17 protein-coding genes and 2 pseudogenes are annotated in these 19211 nt (G+C 73.6%); 9 read left to right on the top strand and 10 right to left on the bottom strand.

All coding sequences use genetic code 11. From position 1 onward, the window contains the following. Positions 1-5: 5 nt before the first annotated feature. The 4 genes from GEV43_RS03615 to GEV43_RS03600 all read right to left on the bottom strand — a co-directional run bounded on the left by GEV43_RS03615 (position 6) and on the right by GEV43_RS03600 (position 5433). On the bottom strand, positions 6-1622 hold the full coding sequence (locus GEV43_RS03615) for an AMP-binding protein (RefSeq protein WP_160819473.1): 1617 nt from the start codon (positions 1620-1622) through the stop codon (positions 6-8). Positions 1623-1839: 217 nt separating this feature from the next. Beyond that, the gene (locus GEV43_RS03610) at positions 1840-2835 is read right to left on the bottom strand and encodes a hypothetical protein (protein WP_206681055.1); all 996 of its coding nucleotides are present in this window, start codon (positions 2833-2835) and stop codon (positions 1840-1842) included. Between the two features lie 79 nt (positions 2836-2914). Continuing rightward, entirely contained in the window at positions 2915-3982 is a 1068-nt protein-coding gene (locus GEV43_RS03605; protein WP_160819471.1) for an LLM class flavin-dependent oxidoreductase, read from the bottom strand. A gap of 116 nt (positions 3983-4098) precedes the next feature. Then, a complete protein-coding gene (locus GEV43_RS03600; protein ID WP_241682767.1) occupies positions 4099-5433 on the bottom strand; it encodes a lysylphosphatidylglycerol synthase transmembrane domain-containing protein in 1335 nt (444 codons plus the stop codon). A 231-nt stretch (positions 5434-5664) separates the two neighbouring features. Between GEV43_RS03600 and GEV43_RS03595 the strand changes: the two genes are divergently transcribed. Then, positions 5665-7059 (top strand): hypothetical protein, encoded by a 1395-nt coding sequence (locus GEV43_RS03595; protein WP_160819470.1) that lies wholly within the window; start codon positions 5665-5667, stop codon positions 7057-7059. A 96-nt stretch (positions 7060-7155) separates the two neighbouring features. Here the strand turns inward: GEV43_RS03595 and GEV43_RS03590 are convergent, their stop codons facing one another. The 3 genes from GEV43_RS03590 to GEV43_RS03585 form a co-directional block, all read right to left on the bottom strand. Further along, positions 7156-7422 (bottom strand): hypothetical protein, encoded by a 267-nt coding sequence (locus GEV43_RS03590; protein WP_160819469.1) that lies wholly within the window; start codon positions 7420-7422, stop codon positions 7156-7158. Between the two features lie 151 nt (positions 7423-7573). Further along, positions 7574-7894: a hypothetical protein gene (locus GEV43_RS49325; RefSeq protein ID WP_241682766.1), complete on the bottom strand. Its 321-nt coding sequence runs from the start codon at positions 7892-7894 to the stop codon at positions 7574-7576. Further along, positions 7891-9168 carry a hypothetical protein gene (locus tag GEV43_RS03585; RefSeq protein ID WP_241682765.1) on the bottom strand — a complete coding sequence of 426 codons (1278 nt, stop codon included), beginning with the start codon at positions 9166-9168 and terminating at the stop codon, positions 7891-7893. The genes GEV43_RS49325 and GEV43_RS03585 overlap by 4 nt, the downstream gene beginning before the upstream one ends. Before the next feature lie 361 nt (positions 9169-9529). On the opposite strand from GEV43_RS03585, the gene GEV43_RS54570 reads away from it, so the two are divergent. The 4 genes from GEV43_RS54570 (at position 9530) to GEV43_RS47835 (ending at position 11885) form a co-directional block, all read left to right on the top strand. Further along, positions 9530-9964 carry an HAD family hydrolase gene (locus tag GEV43_RS54570; RefSeq protein WP_206681054.1) on the top strand — a complete coding sequence of 145 codons (435 nt, stop codon included), beginning with the start codon at positions 9530-9532 and terminating at the stop codon, positions 9962-9964. Positions 9965-10084: 120 nt separating this feature from the next. After that, positions 10085-10771: an exonuclease domain-containing protein gene (locus tag GEV43_RS47845; protein ID WP_206681053.1), complete on the top strand. Its 687-nt coding sequence runs from the start codon at positions 10085-10087 to the stop codon at positions 10769-10771. Next, positions 10768-11199 carry a BRCT domain-containing protein gene (locus GEV43_RS47840; protein WP_206681052.1) on the top strand — a complete coding sequence of 144 codons (432 nt, stop codon included), beginning with the start codon at positions 10768-10770 and terminating at the stop codon, positions 11197-11199. Before GEV43_RS47845 ends, GEV43_RS47840 begins: the two co-directional genes overlap by 4 nt. Next, the gene (locus GEV43_RS47835; protein WP_206681051.1) at positions 11196-11885 is read left to right on the top strand and encodes a TerD family protein; all 690 of its coding nucleotides are present in this window, start codon (positions 11196-11198) and stop codon (positions 11883-11885) included. The genes GEV43_RS47840 and GEV43_RS47835 overlap by 4 nt, the downstream gene beginning before the upstream one ends. An 84-nt stretch (positions 11886-11969) precedes the next feature. Here the strand turns inward: GEV43_RS47835 and GEV43_RS03570 are convergent, their stop codons facing one another. From GEV43_RS03570 to GEV43_RS03560, 3 genes are all read right to left on the bottom strand, one after another. Beyond that, positions 11970-12407, bottom strand: a complete 438-nt coding sequence (locus tag GEV43_RS03570) for a hypothetical protein (protein WP_160819468.1) — start codon at positions 12405-12407, stop codon at positions 11970-11972. Between the two features lie 84 nt (positions 12408-12491). Then, the gene (locus GEV43_RS03565; RefSeq protein WP_160819467.1) at positions 12492-12956 is read right to left on the bottom strand and encodes a ferritin-like domain-containing protein; all 465 of its coding nucleotides are present in this window, start codon (positions 12954-12956) and stop codon (positions 12492-12494) included. After that, positions 12953-13447: a hypothetical protein gene (locus GEV43_RS03560; protein WP_160819466.1), complete on the bottom strand. Its 495-nt coding sequence runs from the start codon at positions 13445-13447 to the stop codon at positions 12953-12955. The genes GEV43_RS03565 and GEV43_RS03560 overlap by 4 nt, the downstream gene beginning before the upstream one ends. Positions 13448-13636: 189 nt before the next feature. Here GEV43_RS03560 and rimP point away from each other — a divergent pair. The 4 genes and pseudogenes from rimP to infB form a co-directional block, all read left to right on the top strand. After that, positions 13637-14260 (top strand): annotated as a pseudogene (gene rimP / locus GEV43_RS49315) (ribosome maturation factor RimP); the annotation flags it as partial. A gap of 232 nt (positions 14261-14492) precedes the next feature. Continuing rightward, positions 14493-15490 (top strand): annotated as a pseudogene (gene nusA, locus GEV43_RS03550) (transcription termination factor NusA); the annotation flags it as partial. Between the two features lie 112 nt (positions 15491-15602). After that, positions 15603-15944: a YlxR family protein gene (locus GEV43_RS03545; protein ID WP_160819464.1), complete on the top strand. Its 342-nt coding sequence runs from the start codon at positions 15603-15605 to the stop codon at positions 15942-15944. Between the two features lie 1291 nt (positions 15945-17235). Beyond that, complete coding sequence (gene infB, locus GEV43_RS49305; RefSeq protein WP_241682762.1) at positions 17236-19077, top strand: translation initiation factor IF-2; 1842 nt, start codon at positions 17236-17238, stop codon at positions 19075-19077. The last annotated feature ends 134 nt before the right edge of the window (positions 19078-19211 follow it).

Here is a 19211-nt window from a genome sequence, read left to right as displayed (position 1 = left end):
GCGGATCAGGCGGTGAGGGACTCGGCGGCCCATGTGCGGAGCGTGGGCTTGTCGAGCTTCCCGTTGACGTTGAGGGGAAGCGAGTCGACCTTGACGACGCGGCGCGGCACCTTGTAGTTGGACATGTTGGCCCTGGCCCACGCGATGACCTCGTCGGGGGACGCGGAGCCGACGACGTAGGCCCAGCCCGCCTCGCCCTGGCGGTCGTCCGGCATGCCGATCACGGCGACCTGCGCGACGCCGGGGCAGCGCAGCAGGAGGCCCTCGATCTCGGCCGGGTAGGCGTTGAAGCCGGAGACGATGAACATCTCCTTCTTGCGGTCCACGATCGCGAGGTTGCCCGCGTCGTCCAGCGTGCCGATGTCGCCGGTGTGCAGCCAGCCCTCGCGGTCGACGGCCTCGGCCGTCCGCTCCGGGTCGCGCCAGTAGCCGCGCATGACGCCGTAGCCGCCGACGAGGATCTCGCCCGGCTCGCCGGGCGGCACGTCCCGTCCGCCGTCGTCCACGACCCGCACCGACACCCCGGGGACGGCGCGGCCGGTCGTCGCGGCGATCACCTCGACCGGGTCCTCGGGCCGCGTCATCGACACGACCGTGCCCTCCATCAGGCCGTACGCGTTGATCATCCGCTCCAGGCCGACGCGGTCGACCAGGCGGCGGATCAGCTCGGGCGGCACGGCGGCGGCGCCGCAGATCGCGACCCGCAGGGACGACACGTCCCGGCCGTCCAGCTCGTCCAGGATCTTGAAGAACATCGGCGGCGCGCCCGCGAGGACGCTGACCCGGTTGCGCTCGATGAGGTCCATCAGCTCGTCCGGCCTGAACACCGCCACCGGCATCATCGTGGCGCGGCGCAGCACGCAGGCCAGCAGGCCCGCGTTGATCCCGAACCCGTGCGAGAACGGGGCGATGATCGGGTAGCGGTCGCCCTCCCGCAGCGTGACGAGCTCGGCCCAGTCCCAGTACCCGCGCAGGAGCTGCGAGTGGTGCAGCATCACGCCCTTGGGCGCGCCGGTGGTGCCGGACGTCGCCATGATCGAGGCGATGTCGTCGGGGCCGACGGACGCGGCCCGTTCCTCCGCGGCCTCGGCCGTGACCGCCGCGCCTCCCGCGACGAAGTCCGCCCAGGACAGCACGCCCGGCCGTCCCGGCGGGACGGGCGCGTCACCGAGGACGACGACGTGGGACAGGTCGGGAAGCCCGGCGTAGGGGCGCCCGCCGGCGGGGTCCCCGGCGGTGTCCGCGAGCATCGCGAGGTAGGAGGTGTCCATGAAGCCTTCGGCGACCAGGAGCACCTTGGCGCCGACCTTGGCCAGCAGCTCCGCCGCCTCCAGGCCCTTGAACCGGGTCGACAGCGGCGCGATCGTCGCCCCGGCGTCCCAGATCCCGTACGCGGCGACGACCCATTCGGGGGAGTTGGGCGCCCACACCGCGACGCGGTCGCCGGGGGCGACGCCGAGCGCCATCAGCGCGCGGGCGGTCTCGGCCGCCGCCGACGCCAGCGCGGACAGCGTCAGGCGGGTGTCGCCGGAGACCACCACCTCCACACCGCCGTGGCCGGACGCCTGGTCGCGCAGCATCCGCGGGATCGTCCCCCAGGCGGGTACGGCTTGCAGATCCATCGATGCTCCTCCTGGGAACTGTCCGTCCGTACGGGCCGCCGCCCCGGAGCGGGACCCGCGACCCGCGGCGCCTGGCCCACCGGACCCGGCGGCCCGCGCCCTGCGACGAGACGCCGGCGCGGACGGGACTCGGTGGAACGGCCACGGGCTGCGGGACCGGGCCCGGGGGCACGGAACCGGCCGGAACGGGACGGCTGGTCGGGGACCGGGGCTGGGATCAGGAGAGTTCGGCGCGGTCCCGGCCCAGGTGGTGGCCCCGTTCATCGGTGACCGTGGGGGGCCGCCTGTCCTCGCGGGCCTCGGGCTCGACCACGACGTCGATGGAGACGGGCGTGAGGGCGTAGAGCGCCTGCGCGATCCGCGACTTCCACATCGGGTTCTTGATCAGCGTGTCCCGGTTGAACGTGACGTGCAGGGCCGCGGCGTCGAGCGTCCCCTCACGGCGGATCCGCAGCTCCCAGTGGCTGAGGCCGTCGATCCGGGTGAGCGCCGCGGCGACCTTCGGCAGCGAGACCCAGCGGCCCCGGATCTGCACGTGCTCGCCGATCGTGTGCTCCGGCGCGGGGATGCCCTGCTCTCCGCCCGCGAGCCGTACGGCCTGGCCGGTGCGCAGCGTAGTGCCGCCGAGCGTCGAGTGCCACGCCGGGGTCACGACCAGTTCGGCGAGGCCCTCGGGGTACGGGGCGTCGAGAACGGCGTCCTTGCCGGGCGGCGCGAGGCCCAGCAGGCCGTCGCGGGTGGGCGTGAGCGCGGCGTCGGACGGCGCGCGGTAGGCGATCGGCACGCCGAGGTACGGATCGGCGTACAGCTCGCGGACCGACGCCTCGAACTCGCTCGCGAGCTGCGCGCACGCGTTCGGCGACGGGATCTCGCCGACGAGGAAGATGTGCCGCAGCTCCAGATCGAGGGGGTCGAGCAGGAACTCCAGGTGGAGGCGCGCCAGGAAGTCCATCGCCCCGGTCGGGGTGGTGATCAGGGCGGTGGCGCCGACGCCCTCCAGGGCGGAGTGCAGCCGCATCCGGCCGCGCGCGCCGACCGACGCGCCGGCCTTGCCGACGTCGACGGCGGCCTTGGCGATGGGAGAGCCGACCGGCTCGCCGTCGTTGTTGAGCGCGACCACGACCCGGTCGTTCGCGCCCAGCCCGGCGGCGCGCAGCGTCTCGACGGTCAGCGCGTGCGCGGTCTCGCGGTCGGCCGCGCTGGACGGCACCACGAGGTCGCCCTCGGGGAGACCCTCAGCAGGCCCTCGGCGGAGCGTCCGGCGGGGAACGCCGTCCGCGTGGTCCACGACGTCACTTGGCGACCTCCTGCATGAACAGCTTCATCGAGTCGCAGACGTGCTCGTGCGCGAGCCCGCCGACCTGCGCCTGGAGGATCAGGTCGGTGGCCCCGGCGGCCTCGATGCGCTCGACGGCCTTGCGCGAGCCCTCGACGTCGTCGATGACGACCATGGTCTGCTCGCGCAGGATGGCCATCGCCTCCTCGGGCGGCATGCCGACCGCCTGCTGGCCGAGGACGCGGTGCGTCGCGTGCCGGGCGTCGGTGTAGTCGGGCGGGGCGACCAGGTTGATCTGGCGGCGCAGGTACCACAGCACGGGGTCGGCGGCGACGTCGACCGCCTCCTGCTGGGTGGCCGCGACGTGCCACGGGATCATCAGCGCGATCCGGCGCGACTCGGGGTCGAACCCGTTGTCGGCCAGCGCCTGCTTGTACTTGGCGATGTCCTCGGCCACCTCGTCCAGGCCCTTGAGCATGGTCATGCCCAGCAGGTTGTAGCCCTGCTTGGCCGCGGCGAGGTAGCCGTCCAGCGAGGTCGAGGCGACCCACACGGGCGGGTGCGGCTCCTGGACGGGGCGCGGGTAGACCGCCACGTCGGGGATCTCGAAGTACTCCCCGGAGCGCGTGATCGGCTGGCCGTCGGCGTTCCAGATCGCGAGGACGGCCTCCAGCGACTCCTCCCACAGCTTGCGCGACTGCTCGAAGGGGCGCTGGAACGCCTGGTACTCCAGCGGGGACGCGCCCCGGCCGGTGCCGAACTCGACGCGCCCGCCGGAGATGACGTCGAGGGTGGCGACGCGTTCGGCGGTGCGGATCGGCGACTGGAACGGCAGGAGCACCACGCCGAGCCCCAGGTGGATCCGCTCGGTCCGCTGGGAGATCCCGGCCAGGACCAGGTCGGGCGCGGAGGAGTGCGAGAAGCCCCGGGTGAAGTGGTGCTCGACGAACCAGGCGGTGTCGAAGCCGAGCCCGTCGGCCAGGACCACCTGGTCCATGACGTTCTCGAACGCGCGCCGTTCGACCTCGCGGGAACGCCCGCGCACCTCAAGCTCGTAGCCAAGGCTGACCCGTAGGGACGTCATCGAGCCTCCGTTTAGTGTATGACCAAGCGCTCGCTTGGGAGATTAGCAGCAGCCGCGCGCCCCGAACAAGTCAGCCCCCCGCCGAGACGGCGGGGGGCTGGTACGGGTGGGGGCGGTTACGAGCGGCGGGCTTCGGCGGGGAGGGTGTGGGCCGAGCCGTAGGGGGTCAGGCACGCGGCGGACGTGAAGCCGTTCAGAACGGCGTGCCCCGTGGCCGCCAGCCTGCGCCGGGTCCGCGCCGAGACGCGCGGGCCCTCGTGCAGGGCGAACCACGCGATCCAGCCGACGAGGACGACCGCCCAGTACGAGACCAGCCGGTAGAGGCCGACGGCGGCCGCGGCGGGCGTCAGCGTCGCGCCGAACGCGACCAGCGACGCCGCCATGCTGCTCTCGATCGCGCCGATCCCCCCGGGCAGCAGCGGCAGGGCGCTTCCGGCGGCCTGGGCCGCGAAGTAGGCCAGGGTCACGCCGGACGGGTCGACCTCGATGCCGACCGCGCGGGACGCCGCGAGCAGCGCCATGATGTCGAACACCCAGTTGAGCGTGGCGAGCACCGCCAGCACGCCCCAGTCGCGGCGGGTGGGCCGCAGCACGTCGCGGCCCTCGCGCAGGCGCGCGGCGTACGGGGCGATCCTGCGGTGGTCCATCGCCGCCCGCCAGAGGCGGCGCGGCGGTGCGGTCAGCACGGCGCGCGCCCTCGGCACGCGCAGCACCGGAACGAGCAGCGCGGCCAGGACGAGCAGGAACCCCATGGCCGCCAGCGCCGGGCCGCGCGCCCGCGCGTCGGCCATCACCGCGAGCATGCCGATCACCGTGTACGCGGCCGTCGTGATCACGCCGCCCGCCAGGATCACCGCCGTGGCGAGCCGTCCGGACGCGCCTCCGCGCCGGAACTGCTGGTAGGTGTAGACGACGCTGACCGCGGGCCCGGCGGGGAGCGTCGTGGACAGCGCGTTGCCCGCGTAGGTGATCGCGAACGCCCGGCGCAGCGACATCCGCAGCCCGCCGATCCTGAGCAGCCGGCGCTGGAGCCGCGCGAACGACGCCATCGACGCCGCTTCGGCGGCGACCACGACGACCAGCCAGATCGGCTCCGCGCGCGAGGCGGTGGACCAGAGCATGGCGGGGTGGGGCAGCCGGTCCCAGACGAGGGGCAGCGACGCCACCGCCGCGAGCACCATCCCCCACTGGAGGATCAGCCCGCGCCGCCTGCGCCACCACGAGGCGGGCGCCCCGTCCGACGGCTCGGCCTCCGCGGCGCCGAGCCCCGGGATGTCGGGGAGGTCGTCCGCGACCGGGTCTCCCGCGCCGCGCGCCGGAGCGGACGGCTCCGCGAGGACGGACGGCCCGCCGCGCGCCGGAGCGGAAGGCTCGGCGGGAACGCCCAGGTCAAAAGGGACATGCGAGGGCCCCGAAAGGGTGCGCGACGGTGTCGTGCGTGTATCGCCCATGCCGCCGTCACCTCGCAAGCTCGCCCTCAAAGGGGAACCCTCGCCCGGGTAAGGACATTCCCTGCCGTGGGGCGGAGAACCTCAAAGTGATCCTCGACACTTTCGGTCGAGAAGGGCTCGACACGTCCCCGTGGCGGTGGCCCGGCAGGAGACTCCCACGCCCCACTGACAGTTCCGGGCGGCCGGTATCTATCATCTGCCGCGATCGTGTCCTCATCCGAAAGGGAACCCATGCCAACCCCCCGAAGGACCACCGCGATCGCGCTGGGCGCCGGGGCCGCCGCCCTCGCCACGGCCGGGACCGTGGTCCTCCAGGCGCCGTCCGCGCAGGCCGGGAGCGCGGCGGCGCGCGCCGCGGCCGCCGCGACGGGCGACACCGCTCCGCTCCCCGGGGTGTCGTTCACGCTGAAGTCCACGCCGGTCTCCTCAGCGGCGCTCCAGCAGCTCGACGAGATGGCCGCCAACCCCGCGCGCGGGATGACGCGGCAGGCGGACCTGTCGGCGGCCGCCGCCGGGGCGCAGAACGGCCTGACCTACAAGACCGGCTGCCCCTCCGGCAACGACGCCGTCAAGGCCATGGACGCCAAGGTCAAGGTCGGCGCCTGGTGCTTCGACAACGGCGACAAGAGCACCGACCAGTGGATCCCGCAGGGCGTGGCGACCAGCCGTTCCCGGCAGCTCGACGGGCTGGTCCTGAGCTGGTACCACCGGCACCTGTCCGGCGACAAGTGGGTGACCGACGGCTCCAGGGTCACGGTCGGGCCCCGCCCGCGCGTGGAGGCCAAGGGCACGTACCAGCCCGTCACGCTGGCGATCCCGACGACGACGGCCGAGGGCAGGCTCGTCGTCAAGGACGTCCGCCCCTCGAACGCGCCCGGTGGAGGCGTCACCACCAAGGGAGTGGCGGAGGCGACCCAGCACCAGGGCGGCACCGCGCTCGCGGGCGACTTCCTCTACACCGCCGACACCGCGGGCCTGCGGGTGTACGACGTCCGCCGCACCTACCGGGTCGCCACCGGCAAGAACAAGCTCGGCGTGGACGCCGACGGCAAGTTCTACGCGCACAACGAGAAGTACGCCCTCTTCCAGACCGGCATGTACCGGCCGGAGAACGCCGGAGCGTGCCCCGCCTGGGAGAAGCCGCCGTCGGCGCAGGACAAGGACCTGTGCTTCAGCACGGTCACCTACGACCCGACGTCCAAGAGCCTGGTCACGGGCGAATTCAAGACTGAGGGCGGTGTCACGGCGGCCCGGCCGATGCGCGTGGTCCGCTGGCCGCTGAACGACGACGGCTCGCTGAAGGCGGACGCGTCCGGACGGGTGAAGTCGTCCATCGTCTTCGGCGGGAACGTCCTGAAGGCCCAGGGCGTCGGCTCGTACCACTCCGACGGCGGCGACACCGTCTACTACAACACCTCCAACGGAGGGTCGCCCGGCACCGTCTACGCCGACCGTGACGGGGACGGCAAGGCGCCGTTCAAGCTGACCGGCCCGATCGGCGGCGAATCCCTGGCGTACGACCCGTACTCCGGCGGCGACCGCATGTACGGCGTCACCGAGCGCAAGAACCAGCGGATGATCTACTGGACGTACCGCAAGGACATGCAGCACCCGGGCATGCCCTGACGAGCGTCCCGGAACGTCGCGACGGCGCCCCTACGGCTCTCGGCCGTAGGGGCGCCGTCGCGTTCGTGGATGCCCTCCCGCGCGGACGCGCGAGGATCAGGGGCGGCGCGTGGGGTTGACGGCGTCGGACTCCGCGGGCGCGTCGTCCTCCGGCCACGGCGGGGAACCGGCGTCGGACTCCTCGCGCTCGTACTCGAAGATGCCCACCCGGCCGTCGTCGTCCCGCTCCTGGATGACGAGGTCGTCGGGCGGGTCCTCCACGTACTGCTGGGCCAGCGCCGTGTCCTCGGCCTGGTCGTCGTCCCCCATGTCGTCGATGTTGTCGCGCGGGTCGCGGTTGTCGTCGAAGCTTCGCTCGGTCATGGCCCCCTCCAAGCGTCTCTGTCCTTCAGGCGTCTACGCCGTTCTGCAAGCGTCTGCGTCGTTGGCGTCCGCCAGGGGACCTTCCCGGCGCGGGACGCCCTACTCACGATCGCCGAGGGCGGCGGGGGCCGAGCGGACGCCCGACGGGGGGCTACCCGCGGTCGCGTACGGCGACGAGCCCGCCGATGACGCCGACGTACGCGGTGCCGTCAGGGCCGAGGGTGATGGGCGCCCAGTTGTTGTCGAACCACTTTCCGGTGCCCGTCAGGACCTTGTAGGCCGTACGGCCCGTGTGCACATCGACGGCCGTCAGGTACCAGGCGTCGATGAGGTCCTTCCGCGGCTCCTTCGTGTAGAGGTACAGCAGGCCGGACGCCACCGACACCTTCGCCACCGTGGACGGCGACCGCTCGGGGCTCGTCCAGACCGTACGGCAGCCCTTCCCTCCCGGCTCGACGTCGATCCGGCTCACTCCGCCGACGGACGAACCGCCCGGGGCAGCTCGAAGAAGTTGCGGTAGCCGTAGTTGTTCTCCACGAACAGGCTGCGGCCGTACCCGATCAGCGAGTTGTCCGTCGCGCTCGCCCCGCTCCCGAAAACGGGGATCCGGCACACGAGCGACCCGTCCGCGCGGCGTCGCACGATCACGTTCATCCGGTCGTCGGCGTTGTCGGTGATGGCCACGTACCCGTCGCCGAAGAACGTCGGCGTCGTTCCCGAGCCCTGGTCGATCTGGCCGGGCTTGCGCCCGCTGCCCCGGTCGTACGGCTGCCGCCAGACGACCTCGGGAGTGCCGTCGGTGCGCGCCCGCATCTGGTAGAGCGCGTGGTCGGAAACGATCGATACGCCGTTCTCGGCGGCGGCGAACGAGTTCTGGATCGCCTCGTTCGGCAGCCGCGTCGAGCGCACGGTCCCGGTCTCCGGGTCCAGCGTGCCGAGCCGCCCGTTCCGCGTCACCCACCAGATCAGCCCGCCCCAGTCGGGGCCGACGGCCGTGATCGGGTCGCATTCGCCCTTCGGCCAGGGGTTGGTCCAGGTGGCGCAGTCGTGGGGGAGCGTCCCGCTCAGATCCCAGTCGTCGGTGACCGTGAACCGCCACGCGCCGTCCGCGCCCTTCCCGTGCGAGAACCGCCGCACGTGGAACGCGGAGTCGGCCAGCACCACGCGGTCCTGCGGGTCCAGATACAGGTAGGCGCCGCCGGAGGTGTCGGTGAAGACCTTGTCGAGGCTCCCGGAGAAGACCGCCTGCACCGTCGAGGGCCTCGGCGGCAGCTCGTACGTGGCGAGGTCCTTCAATGTCTTCGGGTCGATCAGGCGCAGCATGAAGTCCTGCCCGCGCGTGCACTGCGCGACCATCAGCCCGCTCTTCCGGGCGAACGTCTCGGTGGAGCACAGCCCCGGAAGCAGGCCCCCGCCCTTGGCCTCGTTCTGCACCCGCGGGTTCCGTCCCAGCGGGCCGCCGAACGGATAGGTGTCGGACGCGTAGCTGTCGGCGTGCATGGACGACGTTCCGACCGGCCCCAGGTACGGGTTGGCGGGGACGGGCCTTCCCGCGAGCGCGCGCGGGGTGGCGGGCCCTCCGACGTACGCGGGCACCCACCCCCTCCCCGGCCCCTCCGGGATCGGACTCGCGGCGGCCGGCGACGTGGCGGTGGTGGCGGTGGCGGTGGTAGAGGCGGTGGCGGCGGGCACGGCGCCGGCCGCGAGCACGGCGGCGCTCGCGAGGGCCGCGAGGCTCCTGCGCATTCGGGACTCCCTAGGACGCTGCGGCCCCGGTCGCGCCTCCGGGTCGGTCCACGCATAGGGATCATCGTCATGTCCGACCGGATGGTTACGATCCGGGCATGGGTCTCCAAGCAGTGATCTTCGATTGGGGCGGCACGCTGACCCCCTGGCACGACATCGAGCTCGCCGAGATGTGGCGCGACGTCTGCGCCCCGCACCACCCGCCCGAGCGCGTCGAGGAGGTCGCCGCCGCCCTGCACGAGGCCGAGCTGGCCCTGTGGCGGCGCGGCACCGACGAGCACCGCAGCGCGACCCTCGACGACCTGTTCGCGATGGCCGGGGTGGAGCCGACCGAGGCACTGCTGGCCACCAAGTTCGAGCTGTGGACCCCGCACACCCTCACCGACCCGACGTCCCGGGCCTCCTCGACGCCCTGCGCGAGCGCGGCATCAAGGTCGGCGTGCTGTCCAACACCATGTGGTCGCGCGCGTGGCACGAGAAGATCTTCGCCCGCGACGGCATCCTGCACCTGCTGGACGGCGCGGTCTACTCCAGCGAGATCCCGTGGACCAAGCCGCACGCCGAGGCGTTCCGCTCCGCGCTCGACGCCGTCGGCGCCACCGATCCGTCCGCCTGCGTGTTCGTCGGCGACCGGCCCTACGACGACATCCACGGCGCCAAGTCGCTCGGCTTCCGCGCCGTCCAGGTCCGGCACCAGACGACGCAGGCGTTCACCCGTCCGGGTCTCACCCCGCCCGACGCCGTGATCGACCGGATCGGCGAGCTGCTCCCGCACATCGAGACCTGGCACGCCTAGACCGGACGACCCTGGGCCGGACAATCCGGGGGGCGGACGATCCGAGCGGCGCTGGCCGCATGTGGGCAGGTCGCGATGTATCCGCTCACGCGCCGTTCACCCCGTGATTAGCCTCCGGCCATGCTGTCGCCTACGGCCGCCGCCGGCACCCGCTGGGTCCCCGACTATCCGCACGACTGGGCCATCGTCGATGTGGAGACGTCGGGGTTCCGGGCGGCCACCCATCGCGTCCTGTCCCTCGCCGTCCTGACCGTCGCGGCCGACGGCACCGTCCACGGGGAGTACTCCACGCTCCTCGACCCGGGCTGCGATCCCGGGCCCGTCCACGTGCACGGCCTCACACCCGAACGGCTCCGCGGCGCCCCGCCCTTCGACCAGGTCGCCGAACGGGTCGAGGCGCTGCTGCGCGGACGGGTCCTGGTGGCGCACAACGCCCAGTTCGACTACTCGTTCCTGGCCCAGGAGTTCCTGCGCGTCGGGAAACTCCTGCCGGTCGCCCAGCGGCTGTGCACGCTCGCTCTCAACCGCCGCCTCGCCCCTCCGACCGCCGACCTGAAACTGGGCACACTCGCCGCCCACTACGGAATCCGCCACGCCAAGGCCCACGACGCCTTGGAGGACACCCGCGCGCTCGCGGGGGTGCTGGGCGCCTCACTGGCCGCCGCGAGCAGCCTCGGCCTGTCCCTGCCGCTCGTTCCGTGCCCGCCCAGGGCGAACGGCTCGTACGGACCGCGCATCCCCAAGATGCGCTGCTCCTACCGCAGCCCCGGACCGTTCGCCCCGGCGGCCCACTCGTCCAGGGCATGAAGATCGCCATCACGGGCGCGACCGGCATCCCCCGCGAGGAACTGGCCGTCCGCGCCGCTTCCGCAGGGCTGAACGTCATGTCCACCGTCAGCAGGCACACGAGCGTCCTCGTCGCCAACGACGCCGCCTCGGGCAGTGCCAAGGCGCGCAGGGCCCTGGCCGAAGGCGTCCCCGTCCTCGACGAACGAACCTTCCTGGCGCTCCTCGAAGACGTCCGCCCAGGCACGCCCCACGACCAGCCCACGCCCCCGCCGCCCGCCGGCCCGCCTACGCCCATCGCCGCGCCGCCTGCCGCGCCGCCTGCCGCGCCGCGCCGCCGCGCCACCGGGCCGGTGGCGGGCCGCCGCGTGCTCGTCCTCGGCGGCACCCATCCGGACGCCTCCGCCGCGCGTGCGCGCGTAGTCGAACTCGGGGAGCGGCGGCGGTGAACCTCTCCGCCAGCGTGACCGACGTGCTCGTCCTCGCGGAAGGGGAGGAGGACCGCCGGATGCCGCGAATCCGCAAACTCCTGATCCCGTTGCACCACACCGACTGGCTGGACGCCGGGGCGCCCACCGAGACCTTCAACGCCTCAATGGACGGGAATCCCTCCGTCCTCGCGCGCGGGGCCGTCATCGACCTCCCGAGCACGAGAACGGCCCGATGGACGGTCTCCGCGTCGTGGGCCCAGCGCACGGCCTGCGAGGTGGACGTCGTCGCGTTCGCGCTGGACGAGGACGGCCAGGTCTCCTGCGACGAGGACTTCGTGTTCTACGGCGCTCCCGACAGTCCCGACGGGGCCGTCCACCTGTCCACCGACGGCCCGTCCGAGCAGTCGGTCACCGTGGACCTGTCCGCGCTGCCCGCCGCCGTGCGCAAGGTGACCGTCGCGGCGGCCGTCGGCGGAACGGCGCGCTTCGGCGACCTCGGCGGCGTCGAGATCACCGCCGCGCCCGACGGGTCCGGGAGCCCTCTGGCGCAGGCCGCGCTGGACGCGGCCACCACGGAACGGACCCTGCTGCTCTGCGAGATCTACCGCCGCGGCCCGGTGTGGCGGCTCCGCGCGGTCGGCCAGGGCTACGACCACGGCCTCGCCGGCCTGGCCCGCTCCTACGGCGTGGACATCGAGGACTGAACCGACCGACCGCGAACGCGGGCAAGCCAACGACCCGTTCGGCTGCGCGGGGACCGCACGGCCGAACGGGGCCGTGGCGAGCGCTCAGGCGGCCCTGATGGGCGCGGCGTCCTCGGAGCGGGCCTCGGTGAGGGCCGGGCGTCCGGGCGCCGCCTCCGGGGCCTCCAGCGCCGGAAGGTGCATCGACGCGGCGGTCAGCAGTTCGTGCACCCGCGACTTCAGGCTCGCGAGATCGGCGCGGGCGACGTCGGCCTCCGCCTTCGCGCGCCGCGCGGCCCTCCGGGCCTCGTCGCGCTCGGTCGCGAGCTGGGCGAGCTGGACGCGGTAGGCGGCCTGCAACTCGCGCAGGCTGTCCATCGCCCCGCCATGCTGCGCCGGACCGCCATGCTGCGGCGCACCACTGTGCTGGCCGGCCCCACCGTGCTGGGCCGCGCCGCCGCGCTGGACGCCGCCGTGCTGAGCCGCGCCGCGCTGGTTCGTGCCGTCGTGCTGTGCCCTGCCGCCGTGCTGGGTCATGGTCATACCGGTCTGGCTCCTCCCCCGAGTGATCCAGTGCAAACCGGACCAACGTGCACACAGGACCCAGAGTTCCCACTGTGCGGGAGATCACTCGCCCGGCCGCGCCTTGGGGGAGAGGGCCTCGGGCGGCAGTCCCGGGAACGCCGCCGAACGCGCGGGCTGCCCGGCGGCGGCCGACCACCGCGCCGAACGCGTCATCGCCTCCTGCATCGCCCGCGCCGCGAACGACCGCAGCGCCGGATCGGACGCCCCGGCCAGCCCCACGTACGCGCCGACCAGGTCGTTCTCCAGCGCGGCGGCGAGCTGGGCGGCGGACCGCGCGGACGTCGGCTTGACCGGCAGGCTGTAGACGGGGGCCGCGGCGTCCGGCCGGGCGCCCTGCCCCGCGAGCCGGGAAGTCAGGTCGTCGCGGCGGAGCCGGTGGGCGTCCCAGTACGTCTTGGCGGTCTGCTGATGAACGCCGCGCAGGCGCGCACCGAGAACGCCGTAGCCGTAGACGGCCGCGTGCTCGGCCCGCAGGGCGCTTTGCAGCGCGTTCACCGTACGGCTCATGACGTCCTCACCAGGGCGGCGGCGTGTCCCGCCTCGCAGGCGCCGATGCTGGCGAGAAGCTGCGCCAGCCCCGGATCCGCCTTGCCCGCGTCGGCGGCCCGCGCGTTCGCCGCCCGCGTCTCCGCCTCGCGCAGGCGCGCGAGCGCCGCACGGGCCTCGGCCGGGATCTGCTGCGCGCGCGGCGCGGGAATCCTGCCACCCTCTCCCGCGCGGTCGCCCGAGCCGGGAACGTAGTGGCGGCGCAGCACCGCGAGGTGCTCGCGATGGTGGGCCAGGAACGGGTCGATGCGGCGGGCCAGCGACGCGTGCGCGGCCCGCGCCGCCTCGTACGAGGCGATGAGATCCTGTTCGGACGCGATCGCGCCGACGAGTGTGGAGACGTCGCCGCGCGGGGCGTCGGCCTCGGCGGCGCAGCCGGCCAGCAGCGGAAGGGCCAGCGTCCCGCCCAGCACCGCGCGCCGCGGGACCGGCGGCGTCGTGGCCTCAGGCAAGCGTGTCTCCTCACCGGGTGGTGCGGGTGGTGGAGCCCCGCGGCGGCGGTCCGCCCATCGGGCCAGCTCAAGCATTCCATATCCGGCGCGCCGGTGAGCTGTTCGAACTACCGCCGAGGTGTCCGGCTGTCGATAGTCTTGGGACGTTGACCGGCACACGGTGATTTCAGCACAACATGAGGAGGTCCCATGAGCGCCCAGTCCGGCGGTGACCGCGCTCAGCGGGGCCGCGACGGGGCCCCCGCCAGGCGGGGCCGCGAGGCCGCCGTCACGGAGCTGGCCCGGCTGCTCGAACCGGCCCTCGCCGAGGCCGGGTTCGACCTCGAGGAGGTCGACGTCCGGCCCGCCGGGCGCCGCCGCCTGGTCAAGATCGTGGTGGACGCGGACGACGGGGTCGGCATCGACGACGTCGCCACGCTGAGCCAGACCGCGTCCGACCTGCTCGACGGGTCCGACGTGATGGGCACGGCGCCGTACGTGCTGGAGGTGACCTCGCCCGGCGTCGACCGTCCCCTCACCGAGCCGCGGCACTGGCGCCGCGCCACCGGCCGGCTGATCGTCGCCCCGCTGGCCGAGGGCGGCCAGATCGAGGGCCGCGTCGTCGCGGCCGACGACGCGTCCGTCGTGATCGACGTCGTCGACAAGCGCCGCGGCAAGGGCCAGGGCGGCAAGAACGGCAAGGGCAAGGGGCAGGGGGCCAAGGGCGGCGGCAAGCCCGGCGCCCCGGCGGTCTCCCGTCGCCGGTTCGCCTGGGGCGAGCTGGGGCGCGGGCGCGTTCAGGTGGAGTTCCGCCGCGCGGACGACCCGGCGGACCTCGCCGACACCCCCGACACCGCCCCTCGGCGGCGCGCCGCCGAAACCGCCGCGCCCGCCGAGACCGCTTCCGCAGCCTCAGAGGCCGGCGCCGCGCGGAGCGCCGAGCATGAAGCCGCGCGGGAGCCTGCGCACGACGCTGCGGCCGCCGCCGCGGAACCCGCCGGCGAGACCGGCGAATCGCGTTCTCCGGCTGAGCCGGACTAGAGGGGGGAACCTCGTGGACATCGACATGACTGCCCTGCGCGGCCTGGAGAGCGAGAAGGACATCTCGCTCGACGTGGCGGTGAAGGCCATCGAAGACGCCCTGCTGATCGCCTACCACCGCACGGAGGGCGCGGCCCAGCGCGCGCGGGTCGAGCTCGACCGGCAGAGCGGGCACGTCACCGTGTGGGCGACCGAGACCGACGAGGAGGGCGAGTCGGTCCGGGAGTACGACGACACCCCCACCGGTTTCGGACGGATCGCGGCGACGACGGCCAAGCAGGTCATCCTCCAGCGGCTGCGCGACGCCGAGGACGAGCTGACGTTCGGCGAGTACGCGGGCCGCGAGGGCGACATCGTCTCCGGGATCATCCAGCAGGGCAAGGACCCGCGCAACGTGCTGGTCGACCTCGGCAAGATCGAGGCGGTGCTGCCCCCGCAGGAGCAGGTCCCCGGCGAGCGGTACGAGCACGGCGAGCGGCTCCGCGCGTACGTGGTGCAGGTCCGCAAGGGCCACCGCGGCCCGTCGGTCCAGCTCTCGCGCACGCACCCGAACCTCGTGCGCAAGCTGTTCGCGCTGGAGGTCCCGAGATCGCCGACGGCACCGTCGAGATCGCGGCGATCGCCCGCGAGGCCGGGCACCGCACCAAGATCGCGGTCCGGTCGCGCAAGCCCGGCGTGAACGCCAAGGGCGCCTGCATCGGCCCGCTCGGCAGCCGCGTCCGCAACGTGATGGCCGAGCTGCACGGCGAGAAGATCGACATCGTCGACTGGTCGGACGACCCGGCCGAGTTCGTCGGCAACGCGCTGTCCCCGGCGCGGGTCAGCAGCGTGGAGGTGATCGACCTCGACGCCCGCGTCGCGCGGGTGATCGTCCCCGACTACCAGCTCTCCCTCGCCATCGGCAAGGAAGGGCAGAACGCCCGGCTCGCGGCGCGGCTGACCGGGTGGCGGATCGACATCCGGTCCGACACCGAGCCCGAGGGCGGCGCGGCCGACAGAACCGACAGGGCCGGCAGGACCGACAGCGCCGACCGGGCCGACCGGTCCGCCAGCGCCGACGGGGCCGACACGGCCCCGACCAGGGCCGACAAGCCGGTCGACCCCGACGAAACCGGATCTTCTACGTCTGGAGAGCATGCGACAGGTCCCGCCGACGCCTCGGCGCGGTAGACTCGGTTCACGTGGCCTGGCGGCCCCCATTCGCATGTGTGTGGGCTGTCGGGTTCGCACGGCCAAGTCCGACTTGCTGCGCCTTGTGGTGATCGAGAACGTCCTCGTCCCCGATCCCCGCGGGCGGCTGCCGGGCCGGGGCGCACATCTGCACCCCGACCTGGGATGTCTTGAGCTCGCAGAGCGACGTCGGGCGTTCCCCCGGGCCTTTCGCCTGGCGGGCCCGCTCGACGGCACGATGCTGCGGGACGGGCTTGCGGCACGGGCCGCGCAGCAGCAGGATGGCCGAACGGTAAGCGACGTCTAGTCGGAAGCAGGTCGAGATTGCTATGAGCGCTCGATGAGCACGCCGCGATGAGTACGGCAAGTTAGCTACGGTCCGGAGGCCGCACCCCCGGACCGAGTAGGGAGTGCAGTGGCCAAGGTCCGGGTTTACGAACTCGCCAAAGAGTTCGGTGTAGAGAGCAAGGTCGTCATGGCCAAGCTCCAGGAGATGGGCGAGTTCGTCCGTTCGGCGTCCTCCACGATCGAGGCGCCGGTCGTTCGCAGGCTCACCGAAGCGTTCTCCAACTCGTCGGGCAAGCCCGGCGGGCAGAAGGGCGGGCAGAAGCGCCCGCAGGCTCCGCGTCCCTCTGGACCGCGTCCCGGCCCGTCCGGTGGCGGCGGCGAAGGCGCGCGCCCGGCGGCCCGAGGCCGCAGGCTCCGCGCCCGCCCGCGCCGAAGCCGGGTCCGGGCGCCCCGAGCGCCCCAGGAGCCCCGAGCGCGCCCGGTGGTTCCGGCGCGCCCAAGCCCGGCCCGCGGCCGCCCGTGCCGCCGGCGCCGAGCACCCCGGTGCCGAGCGCGTCCAACGCGCCCAGCGCACCGCAGGCGCCGCCCGCGGCGCCCAAGACCCGAGCGCCCCGCCCGCGGGCGGTCCCGCCGCTCCCGGCGGCTCCGCCCCCGGCGGTCCGAAGCCCGGCCCCCGCGCGCCCAAGCCGGGCCCGCGTCCCGGGCCGCGCCAGGAAGGCGGCGGCGGTCGCGGCGGCGGCCGTCCCGGCGCCCCGCGCCCGGGCAACAACCCGTTCAGCTCGACCAACACCGGCATGGGCCAGTCGCCCAAGCCGGGCCCGCGCCCCGGCCCGCGTCCGGGCGGCGACCGCCCGGGCGGCGGCGACCGTCCCCCGCGTCCGGCGGGCGGCCGTCCCGGCGGCGCTCCGGGCGCCGGCGGTCCCCGTCCCAGCCCGAGCGGCATGCCGCCGCGTCCGGCAGGCGGCGGCGGTCCGCGTCCGAGCCCGATGAACATGCCCTCGTCCCGTCCCCAGGGCGCCCCCGGGCGCGGCGGACCGGGCGGTGGCGGCGGCCGTCCCGGCGGCGGAGGCCGCGGTCCCGGCGGTGGCGGCGGAGGCCGTCCCGGCGGCGGCGGTCGTCCGGGCGGCGGTGGCGGCGGCTTCGGCGCGCCCCGCGCAGGCGGCGGCGGTCGTCCGGGCGGAGGCTTCGGCCCCCGTCCCGGTGGCGGCGGTCGCGGTCGCGGCGGCACGCAGGGCGCGTTCGGCCGTCCCGGCGGACGTCCGGCCCGCGGGCGCAAGTCCAAGAGGGCGCGTCGCCAAGAGTTCGAGAACATGCAGGCGCCCGCCGTCGGCGGCGTGCAGGCTCCGCGCGGCCACGGCAAGACCATCCGGCTGCCGCAGGGCGCGTCGCTGACCGACTTCGCCGAGAAGATCGGCGCCAACCCGGCGTCGCTCGTCGCGATCATGATGCATCTCGGCGAGATGGTCACCGCGACCCAGTCGGTGAGCGAGGACACCCTCAAGGCCCTCGGGCTGGAGCTGGACTTCGACGTCCAGGTCGTCAGCCCGGAGGACGAGGACCGCGAGCTGCTGGAGTCGTTCGACATCGAGTACGGCGAGGACGAGGGCGGCGAGGAGAACCTCCAGTCCCGTCCGCCGGTCGTGACCGTGATGGGCCACGTCGACCACGGCAAGACCAAGCTGCTGGACGCGATCCGCAGCGCGAACGTGGTGGCGGGCGAGGCCGGCGGGATCACCCAGCACATCGGCGCCTACCAGGTCGAGACCGAGGTCGACGGCGAGGACCGCAAGATCACCTTCATCGACACCCCGGGCCACGAGGCGTTCACCGCCATGCGCGCCCGCGGTGCCGACACCACCGACCTGGTGGTGCTGGTGGTCGCCGCGGACGACGGCGTCAAGCCGCAGACCACCGAGGCGATCGACCACGCCACCGCGGCCGGGGTGCCGATCGTGGTCGCGGTCAACAAGATCGACAAGGAGGGCGCGGACCCGCAGCGCGTGCGGGCCCAGCTCACCGAGTACGGCCTGGTGGCCGAGGAGTACGGCGGCACCACCCAGTTCGTCGACGTGTCCGCCCGCGAGCGGATCAACATCGACGGGCTGCTGGAGTCGGTCATCCTCACCGCCGACGCCGAGCTCGACCTGAAGGCCAACCCGGACATGCCCGCGCAGGGCTCCGCGATCGAGGCCCACCTCGACAAGGGCCGGGGCGCCACGGCGACCGTGCTCGTCCAGCGCGGCACGCTCCGCGTCGGCGACTCGATCGTCTGCGGCGTGGCCCACGGCCGCGTCCGGGCGATGCTGGACGAGAACGGCACCAACCTCGACGAGGCCGGACCGTCGCGTCCGGTGCTGGTGCTCGGCCTCACGGCCGTGCCCGGCGCGGGCGACAACTTCCTGGTCGTCGAGGACGACCGGGTCGCCCGCCAGATCGCCGACAAGCGGACCGCGCGCAAGCGCAACGCCGAACTGCTCCGCAGCCGCAAGAGCAGCTCCCTCGAAGAGCTGTTCAAGGACCTGGAGCGGGGCGAGCGGGACGAGCTGCTGCTCATCCTCAAGGGCGACGTGTCCGGTTCGGTGGAGGCCCTGGAGGACTCGCTCCTCAAGATCGACGTCGGGGAGGAGGTCGCCCTGCGCGTCATCCGCCGCGGTGTCGGCGCGATCACGCAGGACGACGTCAACCTGTCGCTGGCGTCCGAGGGCGCGGTCATCATCGGCTTCAACGTGCGGCCCGAGCGCAACGCGCAGGAGCTGGCCGACCGCGAGGGCGTGGACATCCGCTACTACTCGGTCATCTACCAGGCGATCGAGGAGGTCGAGGCGGCCCTCAAGGGCATGCTGAAGCCGGAGTTCGAGGAGGTCCAGCTCGGCACCGCGCAGATCCGCGAGATCTTCAAGGTGCCGCGGATCGGCAACATCGGCGGCTCGATGGTCACCTCCGGGATCATCCAGCGCAACGCCAAGGCCCGCCTCGTCCGCGACGGCGTCGTGGTCTCCGACAACCTCACGGTGTCGTCGCTGCGCCGCTTCAAGGACGACGCGACCGAGGTCCGCGAGGGCTTCGAGTGCGGTATCGGGGTCGGCTACAACGACATCAAGGTCGATGACGTCATCGAGTGCTTCGAGATGCGGGAGAAGCCCCGCGCCTGAGGCACCGGCCCGGCCGCGCGGCCCTGACCCGAGCGTCAGGGCCGTGTTGCCGTCCGCCTCGAAAATCAAGTGACACGGCGCCAGGCGGATCTTCTAGCCTGGCGTCTGTCATGTCCCGGTTCCCGCCCCCACCC

Source organism: Actinomadura sp. J1-007, assembly GCF_009793335.1.
Taxonomy (GTDB): Bacteria; Actinomycetota; Actinomycetes; order Streptosporangiales; family Streptosporangiaceae; genus Spirillospora; species Spirillospora yumaensis.
Note: the sequence above shows the minus strand (reverse complement) of the source record. Positions and strands in the feature narration are given on the sequence as shown.